Annotated in this window: 22 protein-coding genes; 13 read left to right on the forward strand and 9 right to left on the reverse strand. The window is 68.8% G+C overall.

Annotated features, from left to right (window positions below):
* Nucleotides 1-4 precede the first annotated feature (4 nt).
* From BO221_RS14540 to BO221_RS14555, 4 genes are all read left to right on the forward strand, one after another.
* Nucleotides 5-2,359, forward strand: coding sequence for a hypothetical protein (locus BO221_RS14540; protein ID WP_073561052.1), 2,355 nt, complete (start codon nucleotides 5-7; stop codon nucleotides 2,357-2,359).
* Nucleotides 2,360-2,571: 212 nt separating this feature from the next.
* A complete protein-coding gene (locus BO221_RS14545; protein ID WP_073561053.1) occupies nucleotides 2,572-3,213 on the forward strand; it encodes a DUF2239 family protein in 642 nt (213 codons plus the stop codon).
* Nucleotides 3,214-3,373: 160 nt separating this feature from the next.
* Nucleotides 3,374-4,675 (forward strand): sensor histidine kinase, encoded by a 1,302-nt coding sequence (locus BO221_RS14550; protein ID WP_073561054.1) that lies wholly within the window; start codon nucleotides 3,374-3,376, stop codon nucleotides 4,673-4,675.
* A 135-nt stretch (nucleotides 4,676-4,810) separates the two neighbouring features.
* Nucleotides 4,811-5,185: a hypothetical protein gene (locus tag BO221_RS14555; RefSeq protein ID WP_073561055.1), complete on the forward strand. Its 375-nt coding sequence runs from the start codon at nucleotides 4,811-4,813 to the stop codon at nucleotides 5,183-5,185.
* A gap of 12 nt (nucleotides 5,186-5,197) precedes the next feature.
* Here BO221_RS14555 and BO221_RS14560 read toward each other — a convergent pair whose 3' ends face one another.
* Nucleotides 5,198-6,754 carry a kelch repeat-containing protein gene (locus BO221_RS14560; RefSeq protein WP_073561056.1) on the reverse strand — a complete coding sequence of 519 codons (1,557 nt, stop codon included), beginning with the start codon at nucleotides 6,752-6,754 and terminating at the stop codon, nucleotides 5,198-5,200.
* A 200-nt stretch (nucleotides 6,755-6,954) separates the two neighbouring features.
* Here BO221_RS14560 and BO221_RS14565 point away from each other — a divergent pair, with 200 nt between their 5' ends.
* The 3 genes from BO221_RS14565 to BO221_RS14575 all read left to right on the forward strand — a co-directional run bounded on the left by BO221_RS14565 (nucleotide 6,955) and on the right by BO221_RS14575 (nucleotide 9,598).
* On the forward strand, nucleotides 6,955-7,605 hold the full coding sequence (locus tag BO221_RS14565) for a TetR/AcrR family transcriptional regulator (protein WP_073561364.1): 651 nt from the start codon (nucleotides 6,955-6,957) through the stop codon (nucleotides 7,603-7,605).
* A complete protein-coding gene (locus BO221_RS14570) occupies nucleotides 7,602-8,480 on the forward strand; it encodes an alpha/beta fold hydrolase (protein WP_233166003.1) in 879 nt (292 codons plus the stop codon). The genes BO221_RS14565 and BO221_RS14570 overlap by 4 nt, the downstream gene beginning before the upstream one ends.
* A 113-nt stretch (nucleotides 8,481-8,593) precedes the next feature.
* A complete protein-coding gene (locus BO221_RS14575) occupies nucleotides 8,594-9,598 on the forward strand; it encodes an Rpn family recombination-promoting nuclease/putative transposase (RefSeq protein WP_073561366.1) in 1,005 nt (334 codons plus the stop codon).
* A gap of 6 nt (nucleotides 9,599-9,604) precedes the next feature.
* On the opposite strand, the gene BO221_RS14580 is transcribed toward BO221_RS14575, so the two are convergent.
* From BO221_RS14580 to BO221_RS53695, 3 genes are read right to left on the reverse strand one after another with little or no spacing between them, the layout of a single operon-like run.
* Complete coding sequence (locus tag BO221_RS14580; RefSeq protein WP_052517747.1) at nucleotides 9,605-10,111, reverse strand: permease; 507 nt, start codon at nucleotides 10,109-10,111, stop codon at nucleotides 9,605-9,607.
* Entirely contained in the window at nucleotides 10,108-12,867 is a 2,760-nt protein-coding gene (locus tag BO221_RS14585; RefSeq protein WP_083681032.1) for a phosphoenolpyruvate synthase, read from the reverse strand. Before BO221_RS14585 ends, BO221_RS14580 begins: the two co-directional genes overlap by 4 nt.
* The gene (locus tag BO221_RS53695) at nucleotides 12,864-13,634 is read right to left on the reverse strand and encodes a TetR/AcrR family transcriptional regulator (protein WP_073561057.1); all 771 of its coding nucleotides are present in this window, start codon (nucleotides 13,632-13,634) and stop codon (nucleotides 12,864-12,866) included. The genes BO221_RS14585 and BO221_RS53695 overlap by 4 nt, the downstream gene beginning before the upstream one ends.
* 172 nt (nucleotides 13,635-13,806) lie before the next feature.
* On the opposite strand from BO221_RS53695, the gene BO221_RS14595 reads away from it, so the two are divergent.
* The 3 genes from BO221_RS14595 (at nucleotide 13,807) to BO221_RS14605 (ending at nucleotide 15,399) form a co-directional block, all read left to right on the forward strand.
* Nucleotides 13,807-14,427, forward strand: coding sequence for a TetR/AcrR family transcriptional regulator (locus BO221_RS14595; RefSeq protein WP_073561368.1), 621 nt, complete (start codon nucleotides 13,807-13,809; stop codon nucleotides 14,425-14,427).
* Between the two features lie 2 nt (nucleotides 14,428-14,429).
* Nucleotides 14,430-14,918, forward strand: a complete 489-nt coding sequence (locus tag BO221_RS14600; protein WP_198956116.1) for a VOC family protein — start codon at nucleotides 14,430-14,432, stop codon at nucleotides 14,916-14,918.
* A 223-nt stretch (nucleotides 14,919-15,141) separates the two neighbouring features.
* Entirely contained in the window at nucleotides 15,142-15,399 is a 258-nt protein-coding gene (locus BO221_RS14605; RefSeq protein WP_073561059.1) for a hypothetical protein, read from the forward strand.
* 19 nt (nucleotides 15,400-15,418) lie between these two features.
* Here BO221_RS14605 and BO221_RS14610 read toward each other — a convergent pair whose 3' ends face one another.
* The 3 genes from BO221_RS14610 to BO221_RS14620 all read right to left on the reverse strand — a co-directional run bounded on the left by BO221_RS14610 (nucleotide 15,419) and on the right by BO221_RS14620 (nucleotide 20,286).
* The gene (locus BO221_RS14610) at nucleotides 15,419-16,762 is read right to left on the reverse strand and encodes a hypothetical protein (RefSeq protein WP_073561060.1); all 1,344 of its coding nucleotides are present in this window, start codon (nucleotides 16,760-16,762) and stop codon (nucleotides 15,419-15,421) included.
* Complete coding sequence (locus tag BO221_RS14615; RefSeq protein ID WP_143195450.1) at nucleotides 16,759-18,855, reverse strand: hypothetical protein; 2,097 nt, start codon at nucleotides 18,853-18,855, stop codon at nucleotides 16,759-16,761. Before BO221_RS14615 ends, BO221_RS14610 begins: the two co-directional genes overlap by 4 nt.
* Nucleotides 18,856-19,032: 177 nt before the next feature.
* A complete protein-coding gene (locus BO221_RS14620) occupies nucleotides 19,033-20,286 on the reverse strand; it encodes a hypothetical protein (protein ID WP_073561062.1) in 1,254 nt (417 codons plus the stop codon).
* 354 nt (nucleotides 20,287-20,640) lie between these two features.
* Here BO221_RS14620 and BO221_RS14625 point away from each other — a divergent pair, with 354 nt between their 5' ends.
* From BO221_RS14625 to BO221_RS57325, 3 genes are all read left to right on the forward strand, one after another.
* Nucleotides 20,641-20,946 (forward strand): alpha/beta fold hydrolase, encoded by a 306-nt coding sequence (locus BO221_RS14625; protein WP_073561063.1) that lies wholly within the window; start codon nucleotides 20,641-20,643, stop codon nucleotides 20,944-20,946.
* A complete protein-coding gene (locus tag BO221_RS14630; protein ID WP_369864902.1) occupies nucleotides 20,933-21,529 on the forward strand; it encodes an alpha/beta fold hydrolase in 597 nt (198 codons plus the stop codon). The genes BO221_RS14625 and BO221_RS14630 overlap by 14 nt, the downstream gene beginning before the upstream one ends.
* A 191-nt stretch (nucleotides 21,530-21,720) precedes the next feature.
* Nucleotides 21,721-22,758, forward strand: coding sequence for an ATPase (locus BO221_RS57325; protein WP_073561065.1), 1,038 nt, complete (start codon nucleotides 21,721-21,723; stop codon nucleotides 22,756-22,758).
* Nucleotides 22,759-22,771: 13 nt separating this feature from the next.
* On the opposite strand, the gene BO221_RS14640 is transcribed toward BO221_RS57325, so the two are convergent.
* Both BO221_RS14640 and BO221_RS14645 read right to left on the reverse strand, forming a co-directional pair.
* Nucleotides 22,772-23,116 (reverse strand): hypothetical protein, encoded by a 345-nt coding sequence (locus tag BO221_RS14640; RefSeq protein WP_073561066.1) that lies wholly within the window; start codon nucleotides 23,114-23,116, stop codon nucleotides 22,772-22,774.
* A 145-nt stretch (nucleotides 23,117-23,261) separates the two neighbouring features.
* On the reverse strand, nucleotides 23,262-24,137 hold the full coding sequence (locus BO221_RS14645; protein WP_073561067.1) for an alpha/beta fold hydrolase: 876 nt from the start codon (nucleotides 24,135-24,137) through the stop codon (nucleotides 23,262-23,264).
* Between the last annotated feature and the right edge of the window lie 36 nt (nucleotides 24,138-24,173).

Raw genomic sequence — 24,173 nt, forward strand, 5'->3', positions numbered from 1 at the left:
GGACATGATGCGTAGGCATTCGCGTGCACCGGGGGGCGCCTTCCTGGCCCTGTTCCTGCTGTCCACCGCCGCGCTCTCCCAGTCCAGGTCCGTCCCCCAGACGACGGGTCCCGCTCCCGGAGCCCCGGTGGGGGCCGCTCCCGCTCCCGCGCAGCTCCCCACCGCCGGGCCCGGGGCGGGCCTGCTCCCCACCCACGACACGACGAGCGCCTTCGCCCTGTGGTGGGGGCAGATCCGCGGCAGCCTCCCCGGACGCATCCGCACGGCCTGCACCCCCTCTCCCCAACCCGTTCCCGAGCTCGCCACCTGGTGCCAGCGGTACCAGGGCCCCGCCGCGACGGAGTTCGACCTGGAGGCGCTGCTCGGCTCGGACGCACTGGTGCTGGCCGCGTACTTCAGTGAGCGCAGGGTCTTCTTCCAGGCGCTCGACGAGATGGACTCGGCGCTGGAGGCCGTGCGGCGCTCGAAGACCGCTCCCCGCGAGCAACAGGAGGCGGCGCTCACCACGTCGGAGATATTGGACTCGGCCCGGGGCCACACGTCCCTCAACTCGGGCGAGGAAGCCGCCACCAGTCTGCCGGCCCTGCTGCCGGGGATCGATCTGAACGCCTTCCTGGACCAGGTCTTCACCGGGCTGGCGGGGGCGATCCAGGAGCGGGCCGAGGCCGAGGCCGTGCTGTACGTGCTCATCGAGTTCGACCAGCGCATCTGCAAGCAGGAGGTGAAGGATCAGTGGGGCCAGCGGCAGGGGCACATCCGGGACTGGCTGCCCGCCACCTGCACCGCGGCGCACAACAACGCGTTCGCCTCCACGCTCGGTGCCGGCGGGGCGGCCTCGCTCGCGCTGCTGCGCAAGACGGTGGAGCAGGATCTCCGCTCCATCCCCTCGCACCTGGTCTTCGAGGTGGTCTCCCAGGCGGATGGCCGCCGGTACGAGCGGGCCGCGCTGCCCGTCCGGGAGATGGTGGACTCGATGGTGACGGGTGTGCACCCGGTGCGCGCGCTGGACACGCTGTCGCGCCGGCTCGAGACGCTCCCCCTGGAGCCGGGTCTGCCCGCCGACGTCTCGCGGCTCTACACGCAGCTGGCGTGCGTGAGTGGCATGCCCGCCTCCTTCACGCGCTACACCCGGCTGGTGGATGACGCCAACCAGGGCCTCGTTCCCCAGATGGACGCGAACGCACGGGGACTGGCCGTGTTGCTGCTCTCGCTGCAGAAGGAGAGCTGCGGCTGGGTGTACGCGCCGGCCGGAAAGCAGTCGCGGTTGAAGATCTGGGCCGCGCTCGCCCCTCCCCTCTCCGACTCGGCCGAGGGAGTCTTCACCGTGTCGGCGGACCTCCAGCGGCTGGTGGACCTGGCCGGGCGTCTCTCCTCGGAGGGCGCCCAGGACGGCAGCCCCGAGCGGATCGCCGAGGCCACCCGGTTGCTGGCCCAGCAGGGCGTGTCCGCGCTCGATGCCGCGCAGGTGGCGCTGGACGGGCTGCTGCGCCTCAACCGGCTGATGGGGACGTGGCTGGAGTCCTCCGGGTCCGGGGCTGGCGCCGCGGAGCAGGTGGCGGCGAACCAGAAGGCCCTGCTCGAGGCCCGGGGCTTCCTGTCCTCGTCCCGCGACGTGCTGCGCATGGTGGTGGCGGCGATCGCGAGGGATCTCTCCACCGTGTACCAGTTGCTGCTCGAGCACCAGGCGATCTCCAGCAGGACGGATCGGTACAACGACAGCGTGGCGATGCGGTGCGTGCAGGAGGAGGCGTGGAAGGCCCCCTCGGCGGCGGACCCGGAGGCCCGCACCTCCGAGTGGCGCTGCGAGCGCCGGCCGTGCATCTGCCTGCCGGAGGGCTTCGGCCGGTACGGCGGCCTGCTGGTGTCGCTCGCCGATGCGAAGGACGCGCAGGAGGTGAAGGCCGTGGTGCTCGCCTCGGCCTCGCCGGTGGGCAGCTGGCGGTGGCGGAGCGATCCGGACGTGCACCACTTCGTCTCGCTGGGCGGTCTGGTGGGGCTGGGTGCCTCCTACTCGCTCTCCGGCCCCCGCGCGGACAGCGTCACGCCCCGGTTGCTGGTGCCCGTCGGCATCGACTACCAGATCGGCGGCGCCGGCCTCACCTGGAGCGCGTTCTTCCAGGTCATCGATCTGGCGGGCTACACCCAGTTCGTCGGCGTCGAGGAGCGCAAGGCCCCACGGGTGATGGAGGCGGTCAGCCCCGGCCTGTGGATCAAGGGATTGATCCCCAGGACGCCCGTCTCGCTCTCGGTGGGCGCGGCGTATGACCTCGACGCGGGTGGCGTGACGCCGGCTCCGTCCTGGCGCTTCAGCGCGGGCGTCTCGATCGAGGCGCCCCTGTTCCTCCTCTACCGGAACTGAGGCCGCCCGAGGCCCCCTCCCCTGCTCCGTGAGGGGGCCATTCCACCCAGGCAGCTCCCAAATCACCCGGGTACTATCCAAAAAGCCAGATATTACCCGGCAAATATCCCTTGCCACTTTATTTTACCCGGGTGATATTTGAGTTCATGGATTTCACCCTGTGGGAATTCTTTCTACCCGGGTGGTTTTGGGTCCAAGCCAAGGAGCCGGGTATGGGCGAGGAAAAGCAGAGGAATTACACGGGCTTCGCGGGACACCGGCGCCTCGCGTCGGGAGAGCTGACCGAGGTCGCCTTGAAGGCCAAGGAGTGGCTCGATCGGGGAGACAGCGCGCCGATCCTGATCTTCGAGGACGAGACGGGCACACCGGTCGACCTGGACTTCCGGGGGTCGCTGTACGAGTTCCTGGACAAGTTGGAGAAGAAGCGGGCCCGGCGGGTCGAGGCCGAGCAGGCCGTGGAGGAGACCCGGCGATCCGGTCCGGGCCGGCCGAAGCTGGGAGTCGTCTCCCGGGAGGTGTCGCTCCTCCCCCGCCACTGGGACTGGCTCAACTCGCAGCCGGGCGGGGCCTCGGTGACGCTGCGCAAGCTCGTCGAGGAGGCGAAGCGCAACAGCGCGGGCGCGGATCGGGCCCGGCGCTCCCAGGAAGCCGCCTACAAGTTCATGACCCTCATGGCGGGAGACTTCCCCGGCTTCGAGGAGGCCTCGCGGGCCTTCTTCGCGAATGACTCCGAGCGCCTCGAGCAGCTCATCCAGCCCTGGCCGGAGGACGTCCGGGAGCATCTCCGGCGATTGGTGGCGATCGCCCGGAGGGATCTGGAGAATGCCGCCCGTGAAGTTCGGAATCCTCGATGACTCCCAGCGTGTCGCGCGGGGCCTCGCCGGCTGGAGCCCGTCTGCCGGCACGCCGGTGAGACTGCTCACCTGAGCGCTATCCGGAGGGGACCCGCTTGGCCGGCGGGTCCCTGTCCCTCCTATGCTCTCCCCTGGTCGCCAGCCGCCGGAGGGGAGCGAGATGGAAACCCAGCCCAGCGTCGCAAGCCACGTGGCGGATTCGGAGCGGGTCCAACGCGGCATCCAGGGTGTCGCGGGGATGGGGGCGGCCGTCGCCAACCTCGCGTTGCTCCTCTCGGTCTGGGGACAGTGGTCCGCGGTCCTCGCCGTCGCGGGGGTGAGCATGGTGCTCACCCTGCTCAACGCCGTCCTGGCCGAGCGGCTCGTGCCGTGGATTGGCCGCGCCTGGGCGGAGACGGTCCGGATGGGCATCAACGCGGCGGGCATCTGCCTCATTGGCATCCACACCCGATGGCACGTGCTGCTCTGGGTCTTCGTGCCCTACAACATGCTCTGGTACTTCGGGCTCGACTCGTGGGTCCGTCCGCGCATGGCCCTCTATCTGGTGTCCATCGACGGAGTGGCCCTGGCCACCGGCGCCGAGCCCACCATGGTCCTGTCCTTCTCCATCATTGGCATCTTCGGATACCTGGTGTCCGAGAAGCGCGGGGCCCTGCTGACGGAGAAGAACCTGGAGCTGGCGCGGGCCCACCAGGAGTTGCAGCAGCTGCACCAGCGGGCGATCGAGCAGGAGCGGCTCTCCAGCCTGGGGCTGATGGCGGCGAGCGTGGCGCATGAGATCAACAACCCGATGAGCTACGTGACGAGCAACGTCGACTCGCTGCTCCAGGACATGAGGGACGAGCCGAACCTCTCCGCGCCACTGAAGGAGTACGTGGACGATGTGCTCCCGGCGACGCTGGACGGCATCAAACGGGTGAACTCCATCGTCTCGGATCTGCGCCGCTTCTCGCGCGGCGATTTCGAGGGCTACAGCTCCTACGACTTCAACGCCGAGGTGCGGACGGCGCTGCGCATCGCGCGGATCCAACTCGGCCATGTGCGGGTGGAGGAGGCGCTGGAGGAGGTGGGAGCGGTGGTGGGCCGTCCGCGGCAGATCACCCAGGTGCTGGTGAACCTGCTGGTCAACGCGGGGCAGGCCACCCCGGCGGGCGGCGTGGTGCGTCTGGCCACCCGGAACGAGGGCGCCCTGGTACGCGTGGAGGTGCGCGACACCGGCTCGGGCATGTCCGAGGAGACGAAGCGGCACCTCTTCGAGCCGTTCTTCACCACCAAGCCCGCCGGGTTGGGCACGGGGCTGGGGTTGTCCGTGGTGCAGGGCATCATCAAGGCCCATGGCGGCCGCATCGAGGTGGAGAGCGAGCTGGGCAAGGGCACGTGCTTCACCATCGAGCTGCCGAAGGTACCGGCCCTGCCTCCGGAGAAGGGCTCGGGCGGGGACCTGCGCGTGGCGGGCCACTGACCCGGAGACAGCGGCCTGTTCGCCAGGAGGCACTTGGAGGACCAGCCCACCGGTGGGGGTAGCTGACTCCCCTGCTCCGCGCCAGCTTGTCTCCCGAGACAGATTGGGGCACGTGTATCCGCGGGAGGAAGAACCATGAGACAGGTACTGATCGCCACCGTCCTGGCCGCGACGCTGCTGGGGACGGGCTGTGTGAACCGGCGGCAGGCGGCGGGCGTGTACGTGGACGAGCCGATGGTGGAGCTCGGCGTCTTCACCCGTGTGAGCAAGAAGGAGGGAAATGCCTGGGTGTTCGACCCGATGGCGCCCTGGGAGAAGAAGGTGCGCGTCTGGGTGATGCCCGACACGAGCGTGGTGGAGAACGGCATCCAGACCGAGCTGAGCGCGGTCAAGGCGGGCCGGAAGGTCCGCCTCGTCTACGAGCTCCGGCGCGACGGCACTGGCGTGGCCGAGCGCATCGACATCATCAGCAAGGTGTCGGGCGAGGAGCCGCCCGACACCGACACCTGAGGCCTACCCCTCTCAGGGAGAGAACACCTCGCTGGTGTACTGGCTGGCGGTGCTGAAGCCCGCGGTGAGGAGCACCCGGCCGTCCTGGAGCACGGTCGCGGTGTGTCCGTAGCGGTTCTGGCTCATGGGGGCGGTGGCGCACCACTGGCCGAGGCTCGGGTCATACAGCTCGGCGGAGGCGTGGATGCCCGTGGAGGCATCGTAGCCACCCGCGGCCAGCACCCAGCCATTGTCGAGCGTGCTGAGCGTGTGGCGGCGCCGCGGCGCGAGCATGTTGCCCGTGGACGTCCACGTGCCCGAGAGCGGGTTGAACAGCTCGGAGCGGGCGCTGGCCGCGCCATCCAGGCTGCCACCCGTCACCAGCACCTGGCCATTGCCCAGCAGCGTGGCCGAGTGGAAGCCTCGCGCCGTGGCGAGGGAGCCCGTGGCGCTCCAGGTGCCCGTGGTGGGATCGTACACCTCGGCGGCGCTCAGGCAGTTGGTGCCCAGGCACTCGTCCCCGCCATCCACCACGCCACCAGCGACGAGCACGCGGCCGTCCTGGAGCAGCGTGGCGGTGAAGCCGCGGCGGACGAACCGCATGCTCCCGGTGGGAATCCAGATGCCCCTGGCCGCGTCGTACAGCTCGGCCGAGACGAGCGCCCGGCCGGAATCGTCCACGCCGCCCATGATGAGCACGCGGCCATCCGCCAGACGCACGGCGGCGTGCTCGCGGCGGGGCGTCCGCAGGTGGCCGGCGAAGTACCAGTAACCTCCGGCGGGCTCATACAGCTCGGAGGTGCCGCTCACACCAGAGTCATCGCCCCCCACGACGAGCACGCGGCCGTTCGTCATCAGCGTGGCCGTATGGAGGCGGCGGGTGGTGTTCGTGTAGCCCGTGGCCGTCCAGGAGCGCGTGGCGGGAGAGTACAGCTCCGAGGTGGTGCCGAAGCCACCCGTGGTGAGCACCCGTCCATCCGCCAGCAACGTCGCCGTGTGTTGCAGGTGCAGCGCGGCCGTGTTGCCCGCGGGGAGGTTGGAGGCACCGCCCTCGCCGCACCGCCCGGTCGCCACTTCCACGAGCCGCACGTCATCCAACAGGCCGCCCAGGCCGTCGGACACGCTGGTGTCCTCGAACACGAGCGACATCTCGGCCTCCGTGGCCTTCACGCGGAAGGTGTGGCGGGTCCATTGGTTGCCACCCAGCAAGGTGCCATCCCCCTGCAGCGTGGTGGACAGGTCTCCGAAGCGGACGGAGATCCGGTTGTCCCTCACTCCCGGCCGCGGGGAGTAGGCCACCGAGAGATCGTAGTACGCACCGGGCTTCGGGTAGACGATCTGGTACATCGTGGTGGGCTCGTACGAGTCGAGCTCGACGACCTGGACGCCCTCCTGCGCGCCACCAAATGCCTGGATCTCGATTCCCGGGCCGCGGGCCACTCCCCAGCCCGGGATGCCCCATCGGTAGACGGACCAGGTGCCCGGGCTCAACACGGGAGACTCGAAGCCACCATTGGTGACGATGGACTCCTGGGCCAGGGCGGGCGTTCCAAGGGACAGCAGCAGCAGGGCACTCCATGCGTGCTTCATGTTCGACTCCAGGTGGGGATGCGAGGTGGGTTGCGCCCCTGCGCGGGCCGAGGCCAGGCGAGCAGGAAAGCGAGAGGATACGCCTCTTCCACCCTGACGCTGTGTGTCAGTTCACCCCCACGGAGTGAGAAGCCTCCCCTGCCGCGCTCTCCGTTTCGCTGGACCCCGAATCGGAGTTTCGTTAAACATGTTCATTGAACGTGTCTAACGAACCGAAATCCAGGAAGCAGACGGGCGTCCGGGCGACCCAGAAGGCAGCCACCGGCAAGGCGGTGCTGGAAGCGGCCCGCGAGGAGTTCGAGCACGTGGGCTTCGAGGCGGCGAACCTGCGCGCCATCGCGGCGCGGGCCGGGGTGTCCGCCGGGACGGTGCTCCACCACTACGGTGACAAGCGGGAGCTGCTCCACGCCGCCCTCTTCGATGACCTCGAGGAGACGCTGCGGCAGGCCTTGGAGGGGCTCGGCCCGGGGCCGCTGGAGAAGCAGCTGTCCGAGCTGACGCGCACCGTGTTCGGGTACTACCAGCGGCGACCGAAGCTCTCGCGCACCCTGCTCAAGGAGTCGCTCTTCGCGGACGAGCCGTGGGCCGGGAAGTTCACCGCCCAGGTCGGCGGGGTGCATGGGGCGATCGCACGGCTGGCCCAGGAGGCGATCGCGCGAGGCGAGCTCCGGCCCGGAGTGGATGGCGCGTTGTTCGGCGCCGCGTACTTCTCGTTCTTCTATTTCGCCCTCATCTCGTGGGTGCAGGGCGCGCACCCCGCACCGGTCGCCATGGTGGAGCGGCTGATCGGCCAGCACCTCGAGGGCCTTCGTCCCACCCGCAGTCCGTCACCCCGGAGGAAAGAGCGATGATGAAGTCCGCGTTCAGAGGCGAGCAGGCCAAGGCCGTTCTCTCCCAGTGGTTCGATCGCTTCCGCGGCCGGCTGAAGGTGCCGACGGAGAGCCGGACGGTGAAGACCCGTTTCGGCGACACGCACGTGCTCGTCGGCGGTCCCGAGGGCGCTCCGAACCTGGTGCTGCTCCATGGAGCGCTCGCGAGCTCGGCGCATGTGCTCAGCGAGCTGGCCCCGCTGCTCGAGCGGTTCCGGATCCACGCGGTGGACATCGTCGGGCAGTCGGTGAAGAGCGCGGATGCACGGCCCTCGGTGACGAACAACGAGTACGGCGAGTGGTTGAAGGACGTGCTCGATGGGCTGTCGCTCGAGCGGACGCACGTGGTGGGCGTGAGCTGGGGCGGCTTCGTGGCGATCCGGCTCGCGGCGTACGCACCCGAGCGCATCCAGCGGCTGGCCCTGCTCGTTCCCGCGGGCATGGTGAATGGCTCGCACTGGGAAGGGTTCACCAAGGTGGGCCTCCCGATGATGCTGTACCGGATGTCCCCGACGAAGCGGCGCCTGGAGGCCTTCGTCCGCCACATGCTCACGACCACGGATGACGACTGGGTGCCCTACCTGGGCGATGCCCTCCGCTCGTTCAACATGGACATGCGGGTACCGGCGCTCGCGAAGCCGGAGGAATTCGCGCGGTTGAAGGCGCCCACGCTCGTGCTCGGCGCGGACCTGGACGTGAGCTTCCCGGGACAGCGGCTCCTCGCCCGTGCGCCCGAGCTGTTCTCCACACTCGCCGATACGGAGCTCATCAAGGACTGCCGGCACTGCCCGCCGACCACGGATGCCTTCCGGCACTGGCTGTCGGAGCGCATCAGCAGCTTCCTGCTCGCGAGCTGACGCGCGCCCGTCTCTTCCACGGGAGCAGGGTCGCCGAAGTGGACGCACCTGGCGAGGTGGTTCCCTCTGGGGCGACGCTGGCCCGCCGCATGCTTTTCCCAGGGCCGCTCGCCATGCCCGGCCCTCATGATCTCTTCGTTCGCTACACCTTCGGTCAGCCCGAGCGGGCCGCGGCCGAGCTGCGCGCCGTCTTGCCGCCTCGGGTCGTCTCCCAGGTGGACTGGTCCACGCTGCAGCCGGAATCAGGCTCCGTGGTGGATCCGGAGCTGCGGGAGACCGAGAGCGACCTGCTCTTCTCGGCGCGTCTGCGCGGTGGGCGTCCGTTGCTGTTCTATGTGCTGATGGAACACCAGTCGTCCGTGGATGGGTGGATGGCACTGCGCATGCTGCGGTACGTGGTGCGCCAGCTCGAGCACTGGCGCAAGGCGAACCCGGAGAGCAAGAAGCTGCCGGTGGTGGTGCCGCTCGTCATGTACCACGGGCCGGATGGCACATGGACCGCGCCCCGGCGGGTGGAAGAACTCTTCGAGATGCCGGATGAGGCGGAGGAAAAGGAAGTCTGGCGCGCGCTCGTGCCGCGCTTCGAGTACCTGCTGGATGACCTGACGGCCGAGCGTGCTGATGCGCTCATGGCTCGCCCTGGACCACCTCTCGCGCGGCTGGCGTGGCTCGCGCTGCGCTATGGACGCACCGAGGAACTGGCCAACCGTCTACCAACGTGGACTGCCTTGTTCGCTCAAGTGCATGCCGCTCCAGATGGCACCGAGAATCTGAAGGTGGTCATCCGTTACCTTTTCCTGGTCGGCGACAAGACCACCCGCCAAACAGCGGGGCAGGTGTTACATTCGGTGATGGATGCGCGGCAAGCGGAGGATCTGATGCGAAGCTATGGTGAGCAACTCATCGAGCGGGGACGTCGGAAGGGGCTGAAGCAAGGGCTGGCACTGGGGCGGGCAGAGGGATTGCTTCGGATTCTCGTCGCGCGAGGCCTGCTCGTGGATGAACAAGCCCGGCAGCGCGTCCTGACCTGTATGGACCTGGCTACCCTCAACAAGTGGCTCGATCGGGCCGTGACAGCCACCACCCTCTCCGAGGTGTGGGGTGATCCGGTGCAGTAGACGGCCTCAGGTGCGTCCCATCAGCAAGGGCCCGAGCGCATGCGCCAGCAGCCCGGCCACGGGGGGAAGCACGAGTGACGCCAGCAGCCGCAGCCCCGTCAACCTGCCGCCATACATGGCGACCTCCATCGGCAGGCGGATGAAGGACAGCATGGACAGCGAGGTCAGGTAGGTGACGACCACGCCAAGCCCTGCTCCGGAGCGCACCAGCGCCGCCGCCAGGGGCATGCCGATGGGGCCTCCTCCCGGCGTGAGCGCACCCGCCACCCACGCAACCCCGATTCCCTTCCACCCCGCCTCGTCGGACAGCCAGTTCGCCACCAGCTCGCGCGGCAACAACACCTGCACGAAGCCAGTCAGCACGAAGACCACCACCAGCAACGGCAGCAGGGTCACGCTCTCCTGCCCTCCCCGCTTCAGCCCCTCGTAGACCAGCGGCCAGCCCCCTTTCCAGGCCGCCAGCCCCACCACTCCCACCAGCATCAACCCGATGACGAGCAGCGCGCCCTTCATGCCGCACCTCCGTCCAGGACCTCCACGAAGCCCCGTGTGCCGTCCACGCGGATGCGCTGGCCGGTGCGGATGCGCTGTGTGGCTCCCGTCACGCTGACCACGGCCGGAATGCCGTACTCGCGGGCCACGACCGAGCCGTGCGTCATGAGCCCTCCCACTTCCGTCACCAGGCCCGCCGCGTGGACGAACAGCGGCGTCCAGCCCGGATCCGTATGCGGGGCCACGAGGATCTCCCCGGCATGGAGCACCTCGCGCGCCGGATCGAGCACCACCCGCGCCAGTCCCTCCACCACCCCAGCCGAGGCCGCCGTCCCCGACAAGGCCCCCGGAGGCAGATCCGCTCGCGCGACCAGCGCGGGAATCTCTCCATCGCTCGCCATCACGAAGGGCGGTGAGCGTTTCGCATCACGTTGCAGGGCCGCCCGCCGCTCCCCGGCCAGGGAGCGCAGATCCGGCGTCTGGGAGGCCTCGAGCGCCGCGATCAACTCCTCGAAGCGGAACAGGTACACATCCTCCGCCGCGCCGAGCGCCCCGCGCTGGACCAGGAGCGCCCCGGCCTCGCGCACGGCGTCGCGCACGAGCTCCAACACCCGGACGAGCAGGTACTTGGGGTGCTCGCGCAGCCCCATGCCCGTGCGGGTCACCTTCACCCATCGGCGTGCCAGCCTCGCTCGCAGCCATCCGAACAGTCCGCCACGCGATGCGGCGATCACGCGCTGCCCCGCTGCCTCCGCCTTGGCCGCCAGCGCCGCGTGGTGGGCCCGGTGCTCGCCCGCCGCCCGGTTCGCCGAGGCCGGCCCGAGGCCCCCGACGATGGCCGCGATGAGCGGCGCGGGCTCGTCCTTGTAGCGGGGCCGGGACAGATCCACCTCGCCAGGTCCCCGCATGCCATAGCGCTCGAGGAAGGCTCGCCACGCCTCGAGGAACGCGGGTCCTCCATCCACGTCGCGCGCCGCGGTCAGGGCCTCGGTGGCGGGACGGCTTCGCAGCAGCTCCGCCAGGGCCGGATACGGACGGACCCGATCCGTCAGATCGCCCACGGCCAGATCCATCTCGGTGGTGACATTGCCGGGCAGGCCCCGCTCCAGCGCGGACAGGTCCTCCTCCGTACCGCCGATCACCCCGCGCCGGTTCAGCTGGTGGAGGATCCGGTTCCCGAGAATCCCCACGCCGATGTTGGGCCCCACGAAGAGGACGACCTCGGTGAAGAGCTCCGAGAGTGCACGCCTCGCCTCGCGCAGCCGAGCCGCGCCCGGGGCCGCCGCCGCGAGCCGGGCACGCACCCCGGCGACCCGCGATTCGCTGAAGGACTCCACTCCGGGCTGGAGCCGGGTGGGATCCACGACGAACAACCGGGCCAGCACTCGCGCCAGGATGGGGACGGCGAATCGGCCCACCCCCCTCATCGTGGCCCTCTCGCCATTCACGCCGCGCTGGAAGGCCGGCCGGCCCATCAACGTCTCCAGGCCCTGGCCCACCTTCTCGTAGACATGGCCGAGGATGCCCGTGAACACGTGCCGCAGGATGGGATGGCGCAGCACGGGCGTCAGATCCAGGAAGATCCGGCTGCCCGCCACGGTGACGACCCGCGACTCGCCGGGAGCGCCCCCCGGGCCTGCCGACGCACGGTCGAACGGAAGCAGCAACTGCCACACCTGGAGCGCGAGCGGCGGCATGGCGTCCGTCATCATCTGCACGTGGCCGAAGCTGGCGTAGGCGTGCAGGCCCTCATCGCGGGGAGCGGGCTCGGGCAGCGGGTACAGGCTCGTGATGGGCCGCGTCTGGACCACGTAGAGCCGCCCGGCCTCGATGCACCACTCGATGTCCTGCGGCTTGCCGTAGTGCTTTTCGATCCGCACGCCCATCGCGACCAGTTCCCGCAGGGCCGTGTCATCGAGCGCCCGCGCCTGGCGGACGGCTTCGGGCAGACGCTCCTCCCAGGTGCCACCCTCGGGCCGGGGGCGGATGGCCAGAGCCTTGTCGCCCACCCGGACCTCCAGCAGCGCTCCGGTGTCCTTGTCCACCTTGTACAGGTCGGCGTTGATGAGGCCGCTGACCAGCGCCTCGCCCAGGCCGAAGCCCGCGTCGATGGACACCGTCCGCCGCCGCCCGGTGATGGGATCGGCGGTGAACAGGATGCCGGACACCTCGGGCAGCACCATGCGCTGCACCACCACGCTCAGCTTCACTCCCCGATGGCCGAAGCCGCTCCGGGCCCGGTACAGCACCGCGCGATCGGTGAACAGCGACACCCAGCACCGCCGGACGGCGTCGATCAGTGCCTCGGCTCCACGGATGTTCAGATAGGTGTCCTGCTGGCCCGCGAAGCTGGCGTCCGGCAGATCCTCCGCCGTGGCGCTGGAGCGCACCGCCCACGAGGCCTCGGCTCCCAGCGTTCTCCAGGCACCGAGCACGGCGTCCGCCACGGCCTGGGGAACGGGCGCTCGGCCGAGCACGTCGCGCGTGGAGCCGGCGACGCGGCGGGCCGCCTCCACGTCCTTCCCATCCAGCGCCTCCAGCTCCGCGTACAGCGCCTGGAGCTCCCCGCAGCCGGTCAGGAACGCATCGAAAGCGGCCGTCGTGACACAGAAGCCGGGAGGCACCGGGAACCCGGCGCGAGCCATCTCGCCCAGGTTGGCCCCCTTCCCTCCCACGTGGGGCAGATCCGCCGCGGAGATGCGCTCGAAGGGAAGGATCAGCGGTTCCGTTTCCACGGACAGGGAAGCGGACAAGGGGACGGATTCAACAGCGCTCATGGAGTCCTCCGAGCAGTGGACGCGAGTCCATCGAGGAACACGTGGGTGATGAAACGGGCGGTCTCTTCCGGGTCCGGCAGGGGTCCGCCTTCCAGCACCGGGCCCGAGACAAAGGCGAAGATCATCCCGGCGAAGGCCTGAGCCATGCGCTGGGGCTCGTGCGGCCCGAGCGCACCGCTGGCCGCGTAGGACTCCAGCAGCCGGGTGAGGATCGTCCGGGCGCGCATCGGGGGCGTGTTCAGGAACTCGGCCCAGGGCCCACCGCGCATCCGCTCCAACATCGCCAGCTTGAGCAGATCCAGATCCTCCGCCGCGTACCGCATCACCGTGGAGGCGACGCGCTCCAGGTCGGCCCGGAGATCTCCCGTGGGATGGAGCGCCACCTCGCGCATCGCGCGGCGCGGGCCGATATGCCCGGCGAACGAGCTGATGAGGCCCTTCTTGTCTCCGAACTGGCGATAGACCGTCGCGGGGCCCACGCCGGCCTCGCGGGCGACGTCCTCGAGCGTGGCCGCCTCGAAGCCGGCCCGGGTGAACACCACGCGGCACGCCGCGAGGATCCGCTCCCGCGCATCCACCCGCTGCCCCACCTCCACCCCCTGCTCCGAGAGCGCGGCGAGCACCGCCTCCCGGCTGCCGGCCTGCCGGTACAGCGTGGCGCGTGACAGCCCGGACTCCCGGGCCAGGTCATCCATGGTGAACCCATCCGGCCCATGCAGGGCGACCAGGCGGGCTGCGGCGTCGGCGATGTTCTCGGGCAGGGGCATGGTTCGCTGAATCAGTACGAGAGATAGATATCTCTCTCGTCTCATCTCCGTCAAGACGGAGTGAGAGACAATCCTCTCGTGACGTATCACCCGCTCGGAGCAGTCTTTTTCAGAGGGGGATTGACGCCATACCGACTGGTTGGTACCTATAAACCAACCAGTCGGTATGCCCATGGACACCAGCGACCTCCAACACCAGTCCAAGACGAAGTTCCTCGACGCGGCCCTCCAGGTCATCCGGAGCAAGGGCTACACGGCGACGCGGGTCGAGGACGTGTGCGCGGTGGCGGGGCTCACCAAGGGGAGCTTCTTCCACCACTTCAAGAGCAAGGAAGAGCTGGCGATCGCGGCGGCGGATCACTTCGCGGCCATGGCGGATCGCCTGTTCGCCTCGGCGCCCTATCAGCGCGCGGAGGATCCCCTGGAGCGGCTGCTGGGCTACGTGGACTTCCGCATGGCCATCCTGAGGGGCACGCTGCCGGACTACACGTGCCTGCTCGGGACGATGGTGCAGGAGGCGTACGACACGCATCCGGCCATCCGCGCCACCTGTGACAAGCACCTGAGCTCGCACGCCACGATGCTGGCGCGGGACATCGCCGAGGCGAAGGCGCGCTACGTGCCGGACGCGCCGTGGACGCCGGAGAGCCTCGGGCTGTTCATGCAGACGGTCATCCAGGGCGCGTTCATTCTCGCCAAGGCGAAGCAGGGCCCCGAGGTCGCGGCCGAGTCCCTGCGTCACCTGCGCCGGTATCTCGAAACGCAGTTCACCCCCGCAGCACAAGGAGCATGACCATGGCGGCCATCGAGCAGAAGATCACCCCGTTCCTGTGGTTCAACACGGAGGCGGAGGAGGCGGCGAACCTGTACGTGTCGCTCTTCAAGGACTCGAAGATCCTGTCCGTGTCGCGCTATGGCGACGCGGGGCCGGGCCCCAAGGGGTCGGCCATGGTGGTGGACTTCCAGCTGGCGGGTCAGCGGTTCCAGGCGCTGAACGGCGGCCCGATCTTCAAGTTCACCGAGGCCCTCTCCCTGATGGTGCACTGTGACTCCCAGGAAGAGGTGGACACGTTGTGGTCCAAGCTGACCGCGAACGGAGGGCAGGAAAGCCAGTGCGGCTGGCTCAAGGACAGGTACGGCCTCTCCTGGCAGATCGTCCCGAAGCGGTTCGTCGAGCTGATGCAGGACAAGGACCCGAAGCGCACGCAGCGCGTGGTGCAGGCCATGATGACGATGAAGAAGTTCGACATCGCGCGCCTCGAGCAGGCGTACGCGCAGGTCTAGCGGCCCTCACCGGGAGCGAGCTCACCGTAGACTCGTGGGGTGCGTCTCCTTGCCCGTGTCGTCCTCGGTCTGCTCCTCCTGGCCGCCCCCGTGTCCTTCGCCGCCGAGCCTCCGGCGGAGGGCATGATCCTCGGACAGGTGACGGACGCGGAGACCAGCAGACGTCTCGCGAAGATCGTCGTGACCGCGACCGGGCAACGGATCACTCGGGAGACGGTCACCGATGAACGGGGGCCTCTACCGCTTTCCCGCGCTGCCTCCGGACACCTACGTCCTGAACTTCGCCGTCGAGGTGGTGGATTCCCACTACGTGCACGGGGGCCCCGACGACTACGGTCCCAACAAACGTTCCCGTGAGGTCTTCAACGTCTTCAACTTCCAGGCGGTGACGTGGGTGAACGAGCTTTCCACCACCCTGGACGGGATTCCCATTCATGAAACGCCTCCGCAGGTGCGCCTCGGGCTGGGCTACGCCTTCTGAGCGGACGGGATTTCACTCTTCAGCTCCGGTGCCGCTCGGCCACGCGGTAGAGATGGGTGAGGGAGCAGTCCAGGAGTGACTGGCGCGAGCGCATGTAGTTGCGGGCCCGGACAAAGGGGAGCCAGACGCGGTTGCCCACGAGGACCTGTGTCTCCTCGAGCCTCCGGCGCGGAATCCACCGGCCTCCGAGGTTGCGCACCAGCACCTCACCCAGGTACGCGCCAATGGCGGGCACGGCGTGCTCGTCAATGACTTCCCGCAGGCGGCTCTTCGGGAATTCCTCACGCCAGAAGTAGAAGTCGGCATCCGTGAGCGACTCGGGCGTGGCCTCGAAGACAGAAGGAACCTCCGAGTGCAGCAGCGCCACGAGGTGCTCGGCGAGGGTGCTGAAATGCTCGCGAGCGCGATCCATGTCCTCTACGTCCGGAGGCAGGGCGGAGTCTGCGGGGCGCCACTCCTCGGGCTCGGGGGGTTGCCACGCGTTGAGCTCGGCGATTCTGCGCTGGCGCTCGTGACTGGCGGCGCGGTCCACCACACGTGAGAGAAGCGGAGCCAGGTCCGGGTGGAAGCGGGGCTCCACGGGAGCGAGCCGGGCACTGCGCTCATGCAGGGAGCGCAGGATGGTGTCGAAGTCGAGATCCGGCCGGAGGTGGGCGTGGGCTCGGGCCTGAGCGAGCCGTGCCTCCTTGGTGGCGAAATCGGCGGCAGTGGGCCACGTCACCAGGAGCACGGAGCCGTTGGGGAGTTCCTCTACCCGGTGAGCCGGCGTGGACAGCATACGCTCGCGGCCCACGTTTTCCACCAGCTTGGGGCCGAAGATGTTGAGCCAGAACACCTCGTAGATTTTGTCGAAACCATTCCTGTACTCAGTCTCGTCATCGCGGCCGAAATTGGGAGAGCCCGCCAACTCCCCATCATCGCTGCTATGGGCCATTGCATGGGCGACCAGATAGAGAGAGGCCCAAACCCGCACCATCTCCACGAATTTCCGGCATCGCTCCATCTCCGCGAAGAAGGAGAGCGGCTTCACCTTGATGAAGATGCCTACTTCGGGTGGAAGAAGAGGAGGGAATGAGAGAGAGAGAGACATGTCCAATGCGGGCCACGTTGTTCGATAGAGCCCGAGCCCCGATGTTCTTTCGCCGCGCCGCTCCTCCAGTGCCCTCAAGACGGACGCAGGGGAGTACTTACGTTGCCGCCTGCCATTGACGACATCCGGCATCCACCCGTCGGCGTACTCCTCGAGCGCCTGGAGAAAGGGCTCCAATTCCCGCTCCAGTGCCGTTTGTGGATTGAATGCCCCGTTGAACGATAACCGGAGGTAGTCCTCGTTCCTCGAACCGTAGAACTCCAGGACCTTCATCGGAACAGCACCTCCACTCCCGGAACCTCCTTCCGGGTTTCGTTCACGGCTGACCTCAAGTCGTTTGCGTTCTCAGGCTTGAGCTCGCCTCCCTCGTAGACGAGGCGGACCCGTTGGATGGGCACCTCGCTGCCTTCTGGGAGAATGCGCTGGAGTGAGTCCCGGCGGATTTGCAGCGTCTCGCCATACTTCGTCAAGGCTTCCCTCGCATCCGTAACGAGCTGCGCCTTCAGATCATCATACTTCAGCCCTGAAAGGTCGCGGCTCTTGAAGCTGAACGTCTCCATGTGCCGCGGCCCTCCGCCGAGCGCGCCTTCCTCGATGACGAGCACATCCGCGTAGCGCAGGCCAGAATCCGGCTTCCTCACGCCCACCTGCGTTTCAATGCGGGGCTTGTCGAAGTCTCCGAGAAAGCGGCGCTGTGACCGAGGTTTCGCCGCGTCCTCTCGCAGCAGGTTCACCATGTCACGCTCGAAGGCCAGACCCCGGGCAAACCACCCTCGCAGCCGCTCGTAGCCCTCCCATTTCAGGGGACCCTTGCTGGCCTTGCCCTGATCCACCTCGGACAGGCGCCGCTCGTAGTAGTCCACGTACTCGCGCCAGCGCGGGTTGCGCTGGGCCTCGGGCGGTGGGGCGTCGAGAGCCGGGCGGTGCTGCTTCAGCACGCCCGCGTCCCTGGGCAGACGCGAGCCCGTGGCCTCGAGCTCCGCCGCCGCGAGCTTCGTCTCCACCACTTCCAGCGTATGGCCTACGCCCTCATCCACCAGTGAGGCCAGGGTGCCAGGGCGCTCCGCGACACCGGCCTTCTTCGGGGAGAGACGTGCGGCTTCGTCCGCCGCGCCAGCTGTTTCCCCGCCGCCTGCCCCGCTCTTCGCGGGCGGGGAGCCCGAGGAGCCGGGCCTGACCCTGGACATGAGTGGCCACGCCCTGGCCACATTCCCCCGCGCCTCGTACAGCGCCAGCGCGGCGTCCGCCCCTCCGGCGGCCACGAAACGCCCCGCCTCCCGGCTGGTCCGGATGTACCCCACCAGATCGCGCAGGCCCTGTGGGTTCATCACCCCTTGGAGCTCCCGCGCCGTCTCGGTCAGGGCCCGAAGCCGCACTTCCGCGGCCTCCAGCCCGGTGCGGAGGCACAAGCGCATACCCGTGGCGCCTTCCCCCGTGGCGAGGTAGCGCACGCCCTTGTAACCCCCGACGAGAGCCAGCACCAGCGCCGGCGTCACCTCACGCGTGCCCTCCTCTATCTCGCCGTTCCAGAGCAACCCACCACCATGGAGGGTGGTGGCGACGAAGTGGTAGCCGCCCAGCGGCACACCAAAGGTGAGGTGGTCAAATACACTCACCGCCATGTTGTCCGCCGAGGCGTTGAGCACCCTCTCCTTCTCTGCCTTGGCGAGGGCCTCCTGGTACTCCGGCGGCAGTTGGCCTCGTATGGGGAGGAACGCGAACTCCTGCCCGTCCATGGCCGTGGGTGAGCTGGAGAGCGAGTCCTCGCCAAATCGGACAAGACCTCGGACCGCCTGTCCAAGCTTGGAGTCCCGCTCCACACGGGCCGTGGGTTTCAGCCCCCTCTTCTCCAGCGCCACCTGGAAAGCGGGCAACAGCTTGAGGATTTCCTCCAGCCGCTTCTCCTGGGCCAGCAGGAAGAGAATCTCCCTCAGGTCATTGTCATAGGCCGAGTCGACGATGAAGACGGAGAGAACCTGCGCGTTGAGCCGCCCGTAGGCCGCAGGGGCCTTTTTTAGAAGGGATGCGCGCTTCTCATTGAGCAGGCGCGCAACGTCCTCGCGCGGTGGGCCCAGGCTGCCGAGTCGCACGGCGCGCCAGTCGTCCAGTGCCTCCAGAAGGAGGGGCATGTCTACCCCCTCCTGGAGGGCAAGGACTTCTCCTGGCGAGGTGCGGGTGAGGAAAGGCGCCAGCAACTCGTCGCGGTTGGAGGAGAAGTCGGGCCAGCCCGGGGGCACGGCCTGCCCTCCGCACGAGGACGGCTCCTGGGGCGGAACCAGCGTGACACAGCCGGTGGATAGCAGCGCAGCGCTCACCAGCGCCGCCCATATGCGCGTCCGGGCCTCAGCGCGCATTGTCGAAGTCATCGGCGTCTCCAGCAGCGGACTTCGAGACTAGCAGATCATCTCCCTCTCCAAGTTGACGTTCCCATAAGAGCGAAGACCCCGGTGCAGTCTCGCCAGGGCCTTCTCGGGTCACCGCCGCGCGCGACGACTTCTTGGCGTTCAACCCCTCTCACGCTGACCGTGACGAGCCGGAAGGACTCAAGGAGCCTCGTGGTCCTCCTGTGGCTCGTGGTGGCTGTCGTCCAGCGCGGGCTGGCTCATGGAGGAGCACGGCAGCAGGACGCGAGTCGGAGTGAGCCGTGGCTCCGACGACGCGGTCCCATCACCCACCGAGCCGAACAGGTTGTAGCCCCAGCCCCACGCGGAGCCATCCTTGCGCACCGCCAGCGAGTGATGGTGCCCGGCGGCGATGGACACCACCTTGCCGAGCTGGGGAACCGGCGCGGGCGTGAGCCGGTCGATGCGCGTCCCGTCCCCCAGCTGTCCGCTGGAATTGTCACCCCAGGCCCAGAGGGTCCCGTTCTTCGCCAGGGCCAGGACATGACCATCTCCGCCTGCGAGGGCCTTGATCTTCGGGAGACCTGGCACCTGCATGGGCGTGGACCGGCCGGTCGTCGTTCCGTCCCCCAGCTGGCCGCCCCAGTTGCTGCCCCAGGCCCAGACACTCCCATCCACGCGCATCACCATGTTGAAGGAGCGGCCGGCCTCGATGGACTTCACGTCCGAGAGTCCAGGCACCTGCACGGGCGCGAAGCTCCAATCGCTAGCCGTCGCACCTCCAAGCTGGCCGAAGGCGTTGTCGCCCCAGGCCCAGACGGTCCCATCCGCGCGCAGCGCCAGGGCATGCACCTCCCCCGCGCTGATGGCCACCACGTCCACGAGGCCCGGTACCTGGACAGGCCTGAGCACATACCAGTCGGAGGTCTCCCCCAGCCCGAGTTGGCCACTCCAGTTGGCGCCCCAGGCCCAGACGGTCCCATCCGCGCGCAGCGCCAGGGAGAACCCCCTGCCCGCCGCGACGGACACCACGTTCGTGAGATCCAACACCGGTGCCGCGATGCTGCGCCACCATGGATCGGCGCTGCCATCTCCCAGGTAGGTGCCATCTCCCAGCTCGCCGGACCCGTTGCTGCCCCAGGCCCAGACGCTCCCATCCGCGCGCCGTGCCAGGACGTGCTCGCCACCAGACGCGATGGACACCACGTTCGTCAGCCCCGCCATGGGTCTCGGGGCAGGATCCTGGGAGGAGTAGTAGATGTACGGGCTGCCCCAGACCCAGACGGTGCCGTCCTCACGCAGCAGCACGGAATCGTAGGCATGGCTGTCGACCACGGTCCTCGCGAGAGGCTCCCAGGGATTGCCCTGCCGGCCCCGGGCAGCGGCTTCACTCCCCATCCCCAACAGCACCGAGAGCAGCGCTCCCAACAGCACACTCCCCCAACGGCTCTTCATTCGAGGCATTCGTCCCTCCGCGTGTCCAACGGGTTGTTACGCCTCGGGCACACCCCGGCCCCGGCGGTCACCGCGACGGTGGCCGTCTGAAGCTCGAACCTGGATATGTCCCGTGGCGCCCGTCGCATAGCAGCGGACGTGCCAGCTCATCCTTCCGTGCAAGTCCCTGGAATGAGTGAGCGCGCGACTGGCCCCCTGTGGCCGGGTGACGTTTCTCGCGCAGGCGGGTGACGATTTTTGGAACTCAACCGGTTCAATCCGCTCGATCCGCGGATCGAAAAATTGGAGAGCCGCTGAAGTATCATTCCGATTGATCGCGGCGTAGACGCCCCTCACCGCAAGGCACCCACCCTGATGAATCCCTCCTTCAAGACGCCGGCAGGACAGAGCGCTTTCACGACCGTCTACGACCGGGCCCTGGAGCGCTGGCCCATCCCCATCGAGAGACTCTTCGTGCCCACGCGTTTCGGGCGGACGCACGTGCTCGTGAGCGGGCCCCTCGAGGCGCCTCCCTTCTTCCTGATGCACGGGATGGCGGGGACCTCGACCATGTGGGCCCCCAACATCGCCGCGCTCGCCCGGACGCATCGGGTCTACATGCCCGAGTTTGCCGGGGGACTTCGGTTGGAGCGAGGTGGAGCGGCCCATGGCGAGCCGTGACGATTGTGCTGCCTGGCTCGGGGAGGTGATGGACGGGTTGAAGGTGGAGTCGGCCGTGGTGGGCGGGCAGTCGATGGGAAGCTGGGTGAGCCTCAACTTCGCGCTGAAGGTGCCCGCGCGCGTGAAGGCGCTGGTGATGATCGCGCCCGCGGGCTGCTTCGCGGAGGTGGGGTTTCAGTTCATCCTCCACGCCGTCCCGTGCATGTTCTTCCCGTACCAACCCGTCTTCGACTGGTCCGAGCGGTGGATGTGCGCCCCGGGGAACACCCCGCCTCGGGAATCCTCGGACCTGTTCGCCGCGGGGATGAAGCACTTCCGCTCGCGGGTACGGGTGCGGCCGGGTCCCTTCCCGGAGGAGGAGCTCCGGCAGGTGCTCGTGCCCACGCTGCTGCTGGTGGGCGACAAGGAGGTCATCACCGACGGCCCGGCCCTGGTGGTGCGTGCGCGGCAACTCATCCCCCACCTCCAGGCCGAGCTCATCCCCCATGCCGGCCACCTGTTGTCCGGCGAGCAGCCCGAGCGCGTCAACTCGCGGATGGTGCGCTTCCTCGAGGATCTGGGACGTCCAGCCCAAGCCGCTTGAGCAACGCTCCCGGGTGGTGACGGATGTCACCAGATGATGGATACCGTCACCAGTCCACGCTCGCCCCCGGTCGCGCCAACCCCTTGAAAACCGGGTGTTTCCCAGCGGCCCGGGCGCCTTCCGGGCCTGGCACGCCCGGCGCAATGGAGCCCCTCGTTCACGGTGGATGGTCCACCCCAGAGGGCGCTGCGATGGCGAAGAGACGGTTGGGAGAGCTGCTTCGGGATGACGGGCTCGTGGACGAGCTGCAGCTGCGTGCGGCGCTGGGCTTCCACAACAAGTGGGGCGTGCCGCTCGGGCAGGTGGTGGTGGACATGGGCTTCTGCTCCGCGCAGCAGGTGCTCGAGACGCTGGCCCGGCAGCTCCGCCTTCCCACCGTGGATCTGGACTCGGAGGTGTTGGATCCCCAGCTCGCCGATGTGCTTCCCGCCCAGGTGGCGGAGGAGTGCCGCGTCGTCCCGCTGCGGCTGGAGGGGCACCGCGACTCGGTGCTGGTGGTGGCCATCACGGCCCCGGCGGACCCTCCCGCCCTGGACGAGGTGGCGCGCGTGAGCGGCAAGGCACGCGTGGTGACCCTGCTGGCCACCGATGCCGCCATCTCCCGGGCCATCGATCGGCTCTACCATCCCCACCTGCTCGACGCGCGGCGCCCCGTGGAGCCCATTCCCCTCCCCGAAGCGGATGAGCACCTGCCCCTGGTCACGAATCGCGCCGAGTACCTGATGATGGGGCTCGTGCAGGGCGGCGCCGCGGCGTCCATGACCGAGCGGAGCGCGAACGGCCTGCCGGTGCTGGTGCCGCTGACGGACGAGCTCCCGGCCCGCTCGCGCCCCACCCGGCGGGAGATTCCCCGGGTGGAGGTGACGGGGAATCCGGCGGTGGAGCGAGAGCCGCAGGTCTGGGTGTACGGCTGGGGAGTCCAGGCCACCCAGGGGCTGCTGAAGCTGCTGGAGGACGCGGGTCTCCGGGCCCGGGTGGCGCGCACGCAGGACGTGCGGGCCGCGAGCCCCCACGCGGTGGTCCTGGCCCCGGTGCAGTCGGTGGAGGGCGTGAAGCGGCGGGGCGTCCAGGCCCGGCTGCTGCTGGCGGGCCGGGCGCGCGAGGAGGCTCAGGCGTGGGCCCTGGGCGCTCGGGGCTTCCTGACCGGCCCCCTGCGCGCGGACCTGTTGAGCCAGGCGATCCGCGAGCAGGTGGACGCCCGCCCCTGGGAGTGGCGCAAGGCGGGCTGAGGGGCCAGGCCGTCTATTGCGAGGCCTCGCGCGTCGGGCCTTCGTCGATGATCACGGACTGGACGTCATCCTCTTGCAGACCCCGCCAGGTGTCCGACTGGGTCCTCGACACGGTATTTCCCGGAGCGATCTCGGGCGCCCAGATCTGGCCGTCGCCCGTCGTCACCGTATGGCCCGCACCTCCCGTGGCCTCGCCGTTGTAGACGGTGGGGGCATTCGCGCGGCCCCGCTTGGCCACTTCCGTCTCATTCATGAGATCTTCCAGAGGCAACTCGCCCTCCGAGAGCGCGACTGAGCCGCTGGCGCAGCCCAATAGGCCGAGCACTCCGGTGGCAATCAGGGCAGGGAGCTTTTTCATGGGGGAACTCCTTGTGAGGGGTCACCCCAAAAGTGCGGCCCGCTGCTGCAGGAGCAACGGGGAGACCGGTAGCGAGCATGGACCACTGCCCGCTCCCCTCCCCCACGAGGGCCTTTCCCTCATCTCCCACCACACGGAATGAAGCTCAGCGGCTGCCCGCCCTTCCCTCCACGGCCTCGAAGTGGTTCAGGAGCGCCGCCCCGAGCCGCGGCACCACGGCGCGCGGAATCGCGTGTCCCATTCCCTCGATCGTCACCAGGGTCGAGCCCGGAATGTTCTCCGCCAGGTGCCTCGAGCTGGACGCGGGACAGGTGGGATCCTCCGGCGTGGCGATGACGAGCGTGGGCACGGTGACGTGGGCCAGCTCCGCGCCTCGCGCCAGGGCCGAGTAGTCGGCCCGTGCGTGGGCCCCCGGGTTCTCGTGACGGCCCGCGTGGGCGATGATGCGCCGCTCGAGCGCCCGGAATTCCTCGGGGTCGAAGGGAATCACCCGCCCGTGGAGCCTGCGCCAGTTCTCCACCCGCCACTCGATCTCCGCCTCGAGGTCACGCGGCTCGAACATGTGGCTCCAGAACTCGAGCAGCTCGGGAGCGATGGGGGCCTGGGCCGTCCCGTCGGCGAGCGCGGGCGTGCCCTGGAGCGCGGACGCCCCGATGACCGTGGCGCTCAGCAGCCGTCCGGGGTGCTCGACCAGGAGCCACTGGGTGAGGAATCCCCCCACCGACAGACCCACCACGTGCGCTCGGCTGATGCCGAGTGCATCCAGGACGGCGAGCGCGTCCTTGGCCAGCTGCGTCAGGGCATAGGGCTTCGTGTCGAAGGCCCAGGTGGACGCACCGGTATCCCGGTGGTCATAGCGGATGACGCGGTACTTCCGGGCCAGCAGCTCCAACAGCTCATCGGGCCACGCCAGCCCCGAGGCGTTGGCCCCCATGATGAACAGGACGGCGGGTGCGTTCTCCGGACCGCGAGATTCGACCCAGAGCGAGACACCGGGGGCGACTTCGACGAAGCGTTCCATGGTCCCAGTCTGACAGCCTCTTGGGGCTCGAACTGA

Source organism: Archangium sp. Cb G35, assembly GCF_001896145.1.
Classification (GTDB): domain Bacteria; phylum Myxococcota; class Myxococcia; order Myxococcales; family Myxococcaceae; genus Archangium; species Archangium violaceum.

Coding starts and splice junctions, on each gene's coding strand:
- BO221_RS53695 (WP_073561057.1), bottom strand. CDS start 13,634: ATGCCCCTGCCCGAGAACATCGCCGACGCCGCAGCCCGCCTGGTCGCC.
- BO221_RS14555 (WP_073561055.1), top strand. CDS start 4,811: ATGAGACAGGTACTGATCGCCACCGTCCTGGCCGCGACGCTGCTGGGG.
- BO221_RS14560 (WP_073561056.1), bottom strand. CDS start 6,754: ATGAAGCACGCATGGAGTGCCCTGCTGCTGCTGTCCCTTGGAACGCCC.
- BO221_RS14640 (WP_073561066.1), bottom strand. CDS start 23,116: ATGAAAAAGCTCCCTGCCCTGATTGCCACCGGAGTGCTCGGCCTATTG.
- BO221_RS14610 (WP_073561060.1), bottom strand. CDS start 16,762: ATGAAGGTCCTGGAGTTCTACGGTTCGAGGAACGAGGACTACCTCCGG.
- BO221_RS14645 (WP_073561067.1), bottom strand. CDS start 24,137: ATGGAACGCTTCGTCGAAGTCGCCCCCGGTGTCTCGCTCTGGGTCGAA.
- BO221_RS14615 (WP_143195450.1), bottom strand. CDS start 18,855: ATGACTTCGACAATGCGCGCTGAGGCCCGGACGCGCATATGGGCGGCG.
- BO221_RS14550 (WP_073561054.1), top strand. CDS start 3,374: ATGGAAACCCAGCCCAGCGTCGCAAGCCACGTGGCGGATTCGGAGCGG.
- BO221_RS14630 (WP_369864902.1), top strand. CDS start 20,933: ATGGCGAGCCGTGACGATTGTGCTGCCTGGCTCGGGGAGGTGATGGAC.
- BO221_RS14540 (WP_073561052.1), top strand. CDS start 5: ATGATGCGTAGGCATTCGCGTGCACCGGGGGGCGCCTTCCTGGCCCTG.
- BO221_RS14585 (WP_083681032.1), bottom strand. CDS start 12,867: ATGAGCGCTGTTGAATCCGTCCCCTTGTCCGCTTCCCTGTCCGTGGAA.
- BO221_RS14625 (WP_073561063.1), top strand. CDS start 20,641: ATGAATCCCTCCTTCAAGACGCCGGCAGGACAGAGCGCTTTCACGACC.
- BO221_RS14600 (WP_198956116.1), top strand. CDS start 14,430: ATGGCGGCCATCGAGCAGAAGATCACCCCGTTCCTGTGGTTCAACACG.
- BO221_RS14570 (WP_233166003.1), top strand. CDS start 7,602: ATGATGAAGTCCGCGTTCAGAGGCGAGCAGGCCAAGGCCGTTCTCTCC.
- BO221_RS14580 (WP_052517747.1), bottom strand. CDS start 10,111: ATGAAGGGCGCGCTGCTCGTCATCGGGTTGATGCTGGTGGGAGTGGTG.
- BO221_RS14595 (WP_073561368.1), top strand. CDS start 13,807: ATGGACACCAGCGACCTCCAACACCAGTCCAAGACGAAGTTCCTCGAC.
- BO221_RS14605 (WP_073561059.1), top strand. CDS start 15,142: ATGAACGGGGGCCTCTACCGCTTTCCCGCGCTGCCTCCGGACACCTAC.
- BO221_RS14545 (WP_073561053.1), top strand. CDS start 2,572: ATGGGCGAGGAAAAGCAGAGGAATTACACGGGCTTCGCGGGACACCGG.
- BO221_RS57325 (WP_073561065.1), top strand. CDS start 21,721: ATGGCGAAGAGACGGTTGGGAGAGCTGCTTCGGGATGACGGGCTCGTG.
- BO221_RS14620 (WP_073561062.1), bottom strand. CDS start 20,286: ATGAAGAGCCGTTGGGGGAGTGTGCTGTTGGGAGCGCTGCTCTCGGTG.
- BO221_RS14575 (WP_073561366.1), top strand. CDS start 8,594: ATGCCCGGCCCTCATGATCTCTTCGTTCGCTACACCTTCGGTCAGCCC.